Genomic DNA, 7,363 nt, shown 5'->3' with positions numbered 1-7,363 from the left:
GCTGACCTGCCACGACGAGCACCATAGGTCGCTATCGGGATAATTCGAACCGAACGCCTGCGACGGGAGTCGTACACCGTTGCGTGAGAGCCCCCGGTCGGGGCTCCGTGAGGAAAATGGGAGCGGTCGTGTTCGGAATCCTGCGGCCCTGTCGGCACAGTCTGCCCGGCGGGTTGGCCACGGAATGGATGTCCCATCTGTGCGGGCTCTGCCTGGCCCTGCGCGATGGGCACGGCCAGGCCTCGCGCCTGGCCACCAACCACGACGGGCTGGTCATCTCGGTTCTGACCGCCGCACAGTCCCGGGACGAGGCCGCGACCCGGGCCGTCGGTCCCTGCCTGCTGCGGGGCATGCGCACCGCGCGGGTCGCCGACGGCACCGGCGCGAACCTGGCCGCCACGGTGTCTTTGATGCTGGCCTCCGGCAAGATCCGTGACCACATCGAGGACGGCGACGGGCGCCTCGCCCGGCCCGGTGTGCGCGCCGTCGCCGGGCGGATGGCTCGCCGCTGGCAGCAGGACGCCAGGGAGGCCGGTACCGGTCTGGGCTTCGACACCTCCGCCCTCACCGCCGTCATGGATCGCCAACGCGAGGTCGAGTCGGCCGCCGGTCCGGGAACCGACGTCCTCACCGTGACGGCACCCACCGAGGAGGCCACCGCCGAGGCGTTCGCGCACACCGCCGCGCTGGCCGGGTGCCCCGCCAACGCCGAACCGCTCCATGAGGCCGGTCGGCTCTTCGGTCGGATCGCCCACCTGCTGGACGCCGTCGAGGACCAGAAGGAGGACCTCGCCAACGGTTCCTGGAACCCCCTGACCGCCACCGAGACCGGTGCCGACCGCGCTCGTGAGCTCTGCGACGACGCCGTCCTGGGCGTGCGTCTGGCCTTGGAGGCCACCGAGTTCACCGATGACCGCCTGGTCCGCGCCCTGCTCGTCACCGAACTGCGCCGCGCGGTCTCTCGCACCTTCGCCCACGCGGGCCACCCGGGACACCCCGAACACCCCGGGCACGGAGCGGGATCTCCCGGATACGGACCCGGCCCAGGTGGGTACCACCCCGGTCACGGGTCCGGCGACCACGGCGGGGGCTCGGGCCCAGGACACGGCCAGGGCGGGCATGGACACGGCGGCGACGGCTCCGGTGGCGACGGTGGCCACCGGAACAAGGGTGGTTGCTGTACCCGTGCCTGTGAAACCCCCGCCCTGGAGACACCGCCCCGGTCCCGCGGTCTCTTCGCCGGCTGCGCCGCCGCTCTGTTCATGTGCTGCACCTGCCAGCTCTGCTGCCGTGGTCCGCACCCCGGCCCCTGGTCGGGCGAGCCCCGCGAGGCCTGGTGCGACATCTGCGGATGTGCGGGGGAGACCTGCGGCAACTGCTGCGACTGTTGTGGCAGCTGTTCCCGCTGTAAGGACTGCGACTGCAATTGCTGTGACTGAAGCCCGGTCCGGTGCTCGCCCGACCACCGCGCCCGCTCCGACGGCTCTCCCGGCCCCGCTGGGCATCGGCCACGCGAACTCCTCGGCCGGCCATGGGAAGCGACGCCCGATCACCGCACGGGCCCCGGTGCCGTGGCCCGCTGTGGAGCAGGTCGTGGTCGGTGCACCCGTGCGGCAGGTGGTCGACGACCGGCGACCGGCGACCGGCGACCGGCGGGTGCGGCGTGCCGGACGATCCGTGTTCGCACGTACTCCAGGGCCGGGCGTTCCAGCCGGGCCGGGTCGGGGGCGAAGGGGGAACGAGGTCGTGATCATCGCCGCTCACAACGGTGACGGAAGGTGCCTGTGACTCCAGGATGGACCACTGCGGGAAATCTCGCAGAAGGCCTGTGGAAAACCCTGCCCGGAACGTAGGGGAGCCCGCACCAGGGCTTCTAGCATGAGACCCATGAACGAACTGTCACCAGAACAGGTCGACCGGGTGATCACCCTGGCCATGGACATGGCCCGCGAGGGGCAGACCGCCCAACTCCTGGAGTTCCTCGACCACGGGCTCGACATCGACGTCCGGGACACCGACGGCAACACCCTGCTGATGCTCGCCGCCTACCACGGCCACGGGGAGACCGTCCGGGAGCTCATCGGACGTGGAGCAGACGTCGATCTGCGCAACGAGCGCGACCAGTCACCGGTGGCCGGCGCGCTCTTCAAGGGTGAGGACGAGGTCGTCAAGGCCCTCATCGCGGCCGGGGCGGACCTGGACGCCGGGACTCCCAGCGCCCGCGCCACCGCCCAGATGTTCGACCGCACCGAACTGCTTCCCTGATCTTCACCGTCCGCACGAAACGCCGAGGAGCCGGCACGGTCGCCCGTGCCGGCTCCTCCCATCAGGACCGAAAGCGTTACAGCTTGCCGGCCTTGTGGGCCTCGATGGCCTTGCGCACGCCCTCACCGTAGGCCGGGTCGGCCTTGGTGCAGTTGGCGATGTGGCGCTCGATGGTGGCCTCGGAGGCACCGTCGATCGCACGCGCGGTGTTCGCGAACAGGACCTCCTGCTGCTCCGAGGTCATGCCGCGGAACAGGTCACCGGGCTGCTGGAAGTAGTTGTCGTCGTCCTCGCGGTAGTTGAACCGGTCGGCGTTGGCGCCGACACCCAGGGACGGCTCCGCGTACGCGGGCTGCTCCTGCCAGCGGCCGTAGGAGTTCGGCTCGATGCCGGGAACGCCACCCTGGTTGCCGTCCACACGCATGGAACCGTCGCGGTGGTAGGTGTTGACCAGCTTGGCGCCGCGCGGGTAGTTCACCGGGATCTGGTGGTGGTTGACGCCCAGACGGTAGCGGGCGGCGTCACCGTAGGAGAACAGGCGACCCTGGAGCATGCGGTCCGGGGAGACACCGACACCGGGGACCAGGTTGGCCGGGGTGAAGGCGACCTGCTCCACGTCGGCGAAGTAGTTCTCCGGGTTGCGGTTGAGCTCGAACTCGCCGACCTCGATGAGCGGGTAGTCCTTCTTGGACCAGACCTTGGTCAGGTCGAAGGGGTGGAAGCGGTAGTTCTCCGCGTCCGCCTCCGGCATGATCTGGATGGAGAAGGTCCACTTCGGGTTGTCGCCGCGCTCGATGGCGTCGAACAGGTCGCGCTGGGAGGACTCGCGGTCCTCGGCGACGACCTTGGCGGCCTCTTCGTCGGTGAGGTTCTTGATGCCCTGCTGGGTCCGGAAGTGGAACTTCACCCAGTAGCGCTCGTTCTCGGCGTTGACGAACGAGTAGGTGTGCGAGCCGAAGCCGTGCATGTGGCGGTAGCCGTCGGGGATACCGCGGTCCGACATGACGATGGTGACCTGGTGCAGGGCCTCGGGCAGGTTGGTCCAAAAGTCCCAGTTGTTCTCGGCCGAGCGCATGTTGGTGCGCGGGTCGCGCTTGACGGCGCGGTTGAGGTCGGGGAACTTCAGCGGGTCACGGAAGAAGAAGACCGGGGTGTTGTTGCCGACGACGTCCCAGTTGCCCTCTTCGGTGTAGAAGCGCAGGGCGAAACCGCGGATGTCGCGCTCGGCGTCGGCGGCACCGCGCTCACCGGCGACCGTCGAGAAGCGGGCGAACATCTCGGTCTGCTTGCCGACCTCGGAGAAGATCGCGGCCTTGGTGTACCGGCTGATGTCCTGGGTGACGGTGAAGGTACCGAAGGCGCCGGAGCCCTTGGCGTGCATCCGACGCTCGGGGATCACCTCGCGGTCGAAGTGGGCGAGCTTCTCCAGGAACCACAGGTCCTGCAGCAGCATGGGGCCGCGCGGACCGGCCGTGAGGCTGTCCTGGTTGTTGGCGACGGGGGCACCGTTCGCCGTGGTCAGCGGCTTGGTGTTGTCCTGGTGCGACATGTGTTCCTTGTACCTCCACGGAAGGCGGTGGGATCACCGACAGGTGTCGGGCCTCGTGACACCCACGCGAACGGTCTTCGCGGCGGAGTTCGTCGTGCCACGCTCGACGCCTCCGGCCGGGACCGCTCTGGTGCTTTCAAGTATTGAATCAGTTTTCTGGAGTGATTCCAAACTAGGATCGGATCCGTTTTGGGCAAGGTGCGTGCCATGGCCCGGATCGGGCGCGAAAATGTGGCTTGGGTCACTCCATGGATCGCCCTCGGATGAGGCCGCGAGGCGTACCGGAGCGGCTTCGTGCCCGTACAGCCCCGCCCCGGCGCCCGTACCGGTCCGAGGGGAGGAGGAACAAGCAGGGCCCCGACGGGGACGGGCGGCCCTTGTCCTTCGGACGTGACCTTCCGCCCGACGGGTCCTCGCGCTAGCCCGGAGCGGAGTCCGGCTCGGAGGTGTCGCGCACCGGGGTGTCCTCCACCCGAGAACCGGGGGCACCCCGATCGGCGGTGGCCGGGTTGTGCGCGTGCTGAGGTGGCGCCAAGTCGTCCCCGGTGCCCTCGCCCCGCTCCGGAATCCGCAGCGCCAACAGGGCCACGTCGTCCCCACCGGGGTTGATACGGATCAGGAGTTCGTCGAGGAAGTCCTCCAACCCGAGGTGGTTCAGGTCCATGGCGTGCCCGCGCAGCTTCTCCAACCCGGTGTCGAGATGCTCATGGCGGTTCTCGACCAGACCATCGGTGTAGAACAGGACCGTTGATCGCTCGGGAAGCTCCTCCAACGCGTCGGTCCACTCCAACCCCAGGTGCAGGGCGGCGCTTATACCGATGAGGGGGCCGTGCCCCGCCTCCAGGTACCGGGCGTTCCCGTCGGGCTCGACGAGCAACGGCGGAGGATGCCCGGCGTTGACCCAGTGCAGGTGCCACGGGCCGCCGTCGGGACCCTCGATACGGGCGATCACGGCGGTGGCCATGGGCGCGTCACTGGTGTTGGTCATGACCTCGTCCAGGCGCCGCATGAGCCCGCTGGGAGGCTCCTGTCGGTCCCAGGCCAGGGCGCGCAGCATGTTGCGCACCTCCGCCATGTGCGCCGCCGCGTGCAGATCGTGCCCGACCACGTCCCCGATGACCATGGTCGTGACCCCGTCGGCCAACAGGAACACGTCGTACCAGTCCCCACCGACCTCCGCGGCCCGCTGCGCCGGTTGGTAACGGGCGGCGAACCTCAGGTGGTCTATCTGCGGAAGCGGGGTCAGGAGCTGCCGCTGCAGGGTCACCGCCATGTCGCGCTGCTGCTCGTACAGGCGGGTGCTCTCGATGACCAGACCGGTCCGGCGGGCGATGTCGCCCAGCACCAGGATCTCGGCGTCGGTGTGACGGGACCCCACGCCGATACGCCCCACCGTGAGCGCGCCGAAGACCTTCCTGCGGCTGTACAACGGGACCACCACCGCGGTCCCTTCCCCCAGGACCTCGAACAACCAGCGGTGCGCGTGGGCGAACGGCTCGTCCGGCTCGTTCTCCTGGGCCCGATCGTCCAACATCACCGGGCGGGTCCCGCGCAGGGCGCGAGCCAACGCCGAACGCGAAGGATGCGAGGGCGGAGGCAACGGCCCCTTCAACGACTCGTCCACACCAGGGTCGCCCAGGGAGTGGACGGCCACACGTCGCATCCGCCGTTCGGTGTCCCCCTCCGGGAGCAGGTCGACCACCGCCCAGTCGCCCAGCTCCGGCACCAACAGCCGCACCAACTGATCCAGGGCCTCACCCATGTCGGAGGTGGAGATGAGCAGGACGGAGCTCTCCGCGACCATGGTCAGCCGTGCGGTGAGCTCCTCCAACGCCGCCAGGTGCGCCGCGGTCTGCTCCATGGCGTCCCGGTGCTTCTTGAAGTTGTGGAAGACGATGACGGCGCCCTCCGGGCTGCCCACGTCCTGGAGCGGGGTAGCCGCCCAGATGATGGGCACGAGCGTGCCGTCCCCCCGCAGGTAGAACTCCTCGCTGCCCTCGGCGGGCCGACCGCTGTTCAACACGATCTGGGCCGGACACTCCTCACGAGGAAGGTCTTTGCCATCGGCGTCCCGATGCAGCAGATCGTGTACGTCGGCGCCGAGCAGTTGTTCCTCGTCGCGGCCCACGATCTGTCGCGCGTACGGGTTGGACGCGGTGATGCGGCCGGTGGAGTCGATGACGAACAACCCCGCCCCCACCCCGTCGAACACCGCGCGCAGCATGTCGGTCTCCGGTGGTCCACCGGTGTCGCCCATAATCTCCACCTCCGGCGGCAGCCCCGTGGAACTTCCCCTCGACCCGCGTCGGTCCGGCCCCAGACCACGTCGGGTCGCATCGAAATACCCGATCGAACGTTAGGTACACGCAAAATCTCCGTAAGTGACCATGGTCTGGAAACGGACCCTCCACCCACGCGCGTGAACGAACCTCCGTGTCGTCTCCGCACGGTTCGGGCCGCCGGGGTGAGACTGAGGGCGCGCGAACCACAGCCCCACCGTCGTCGCCGAGGAGGTCGCCCATGGACTGGAGCACGATCGTGCCGCCGAGCGAGTCGATCCTCGAACTCATCGTGCGCGGCAGCGTCACCTTCCTTGTACTGGCCCTGCTGCTGCGCATCGTCGGCCAACGGGAGTCCGGCGGCCTCGGTATCACCGACCTGCTCGTGGTCGTGCTCATGGCCAACGCCGCCGGCGCGGGGATGACCGGCAACGCCGACACGATCGGCGACGGCCTCGTGCTGGCCGCCACCATGCTGTTCTGGAGCGTGACACTCGACGCGGTCGCCTACCGCTGGCCGGCCGTCGCCCACCTGGTCAAGCCCCGCCCCCGACCGCTCGTCCTGGACGGCAGACTCGACCGCCGGGTGATGCGGCGCGAGTTCATCACCGAAGAGGAAGTACTCACCCAACTGCGACTCCACGGCTACAGCGACCTCGACATGATCGCCCGCGCCTACCTGGAACCCAACGGGATGATCAGCATCGTCCCCAAACCGGACAAGAGGTCGTGACCCTCGGGCGTCTTCGACCGACGGTGGGGCCATCGGTCGTTCCCGGCGGCGGAACCTCGAGTTCGGGTGGCGAAACCACAGGTCAGGATGACCATGCAAGTCGATCATCGCTCGACGCGAGGGGGAACAAGATCGCCTACCAGGAGCTCATGGAGCACGCGGCCCGCGAGGGCGGCGCTTCCGACAACGAGGAGGCGCGACTGGCGCTGGAGGCAACGGCGGAGGCGCTGGCCCGGAACACCGACCCGGACACCCGCGAACACCTGCGCCGGCTCATGCCCGCCGCGCTGCGCGACCACATCCCCCAACAGCCGGGCGCGCCGGCGATGGAGAGCGGTGAACTGTCCGAGGAGGTCGCCCGCCGGGTCGGTTGCCCGCGGGAGCAAGGCGTGCGCCTGGCCGGTGCCGTGCTCTCCGGGATCCATCGTGAGGAACCGGAGCTCGCCGAGGAACTGGCCTCCCGACTCCCCGACGAACTCGCAGAATGGGCCCGCGACCCCGATGGCGCGCGAGGGCGGGCCGACACCGGACAGACGG

General features: G+C 69.2%; 6 protein-coding genes. 4 read left to right on the top strand and 2 right to left on the bottom strand.

Translation table 11 applies throughout. The features are described from left to right. The first annotated feature begins 128 nt into the window (after nt 1-128). Nucleotides 129-1,439: a DUF5685 family protein gene (locus tag K8V84_RS16980; RefSeq protein ID WP_304076060.1), complete on the top strand. Its 1,311-nt coding sequence runs from the start codon at nt 129-131 to the stop codon at nt 1,437-1,439. 448 nt (nt 1,440-1,887) lie between these two features. Further along, nucleotides 1,888-2,265, top strand: coding sequence for an ankyrin repeat domain-containing protein (locus tag K8V84_RS16975; protein WP_304076058.1), 378 nt, complete (start codon nt 1,888-1,890; stop codon nt 2,263-2,265). Between the two features lie 76 nt (nt 2,266-2,341). On the opposite strand, the gene K8V84_RS16970 is transcribed toward K8V84_RS16975, so the two are convergent. Beyond that, the gene (locus tag K8V84_RS16970) at nt 2,342-3,814 is read right to left on the bottom strand and encodes a catalase (RefSeq protein WP_304076056.1); all 1,473 of its coding nucleotides are present in this window, start codon (nt 3,812-3,814) and stop codon (nt 2,342-2,344) included. A gap of 418 nt (nt 3,815-4,232) precedes the next feature. Beyond that, the gene (locus tag K8V84_RS16965; RefSeq protein ID WP_304076054.1) at nt 4,233-6,071 is read right to left on the bottom strand and encodes a SpoIIE family protein phosphatase; all 1,839 of its coding nucleotides are present in this window, start codon (nt 6,069-6,071) and stop codon (nt 4,233-4,235) included. A 263-nt stretch (nt 6,072-6,334) separates the two neighbouring features. Between K8V84_RS16965 and K8V84_RS16960 the strand changes: the two genes are divergently transcribed. After that, on the top strand, nt 6,335-6,826 hold the full coding sequence (locus K8V84_RS16960; protein ID WP_304076052.1) for a DUF421 domain-containing protein: 492 nt from the start codon (nt 6,335-6,337) through the stop codon (nt 6,824-6,826). Nucleotides 6,827-6,975: 149 nt separating this feature from the next. Then, nucleotides 6,976-7,363 (top strand): DUF2267 domain-containing protein (locus tag K8V84_RS16955; protein WP_304076050.1); only part of this gene is annotated, 388 nt, incomplete at its 3' end.

Source organism: Nocardiopsis listeri (assembly GCF_020741345.1).
Classification (GTDB): Bacteria; Actinomycetota; Actinomycetes; order Streptosporangiales; family Streptosporangiaceae; genus Nocardiopsis; species Nocardiopsis listeri_A.
The sequence above is the reverse complement of the archived record's forward strand: the minus strand, read 5'-3'. Positions and strand labels throughout refer to the sequence as shown.

What these genes read in the sequence shown, in the direction of transcription:
- K8V84_RS16970 (WP_304076056.1), bottom strand. Translation starts at nt 3,814, where the DNA reads ATGTCGCACCAGGACAACACCAAGCCGCTGACCACGGCGAACGGTGCC.
- K8V84_RS16975 (WP_304076058.1), top strand. Translation starts at nt 1,888, where the DNA reads ATGAACGAACTGTCACCAGAACAGGTCGACCGGGTGATCACCCTGGCC.
- K8V84_RS16960 (WP_304076052.1), top strand. Translation starts at nt 6,335, where the DNA reads ATGGACTGGAGCACGATCGTGCCGCCGAGCGAGTCGATCCTCGAACTC.
- K8V84_RS16965 (WP_304076054.1), bottom strand. Translation starts at nt 6,071, where the DNA reads ATGGGCGACACCGGTGGACCACCGGAGACCGACATGCTGCGCGCGGTG.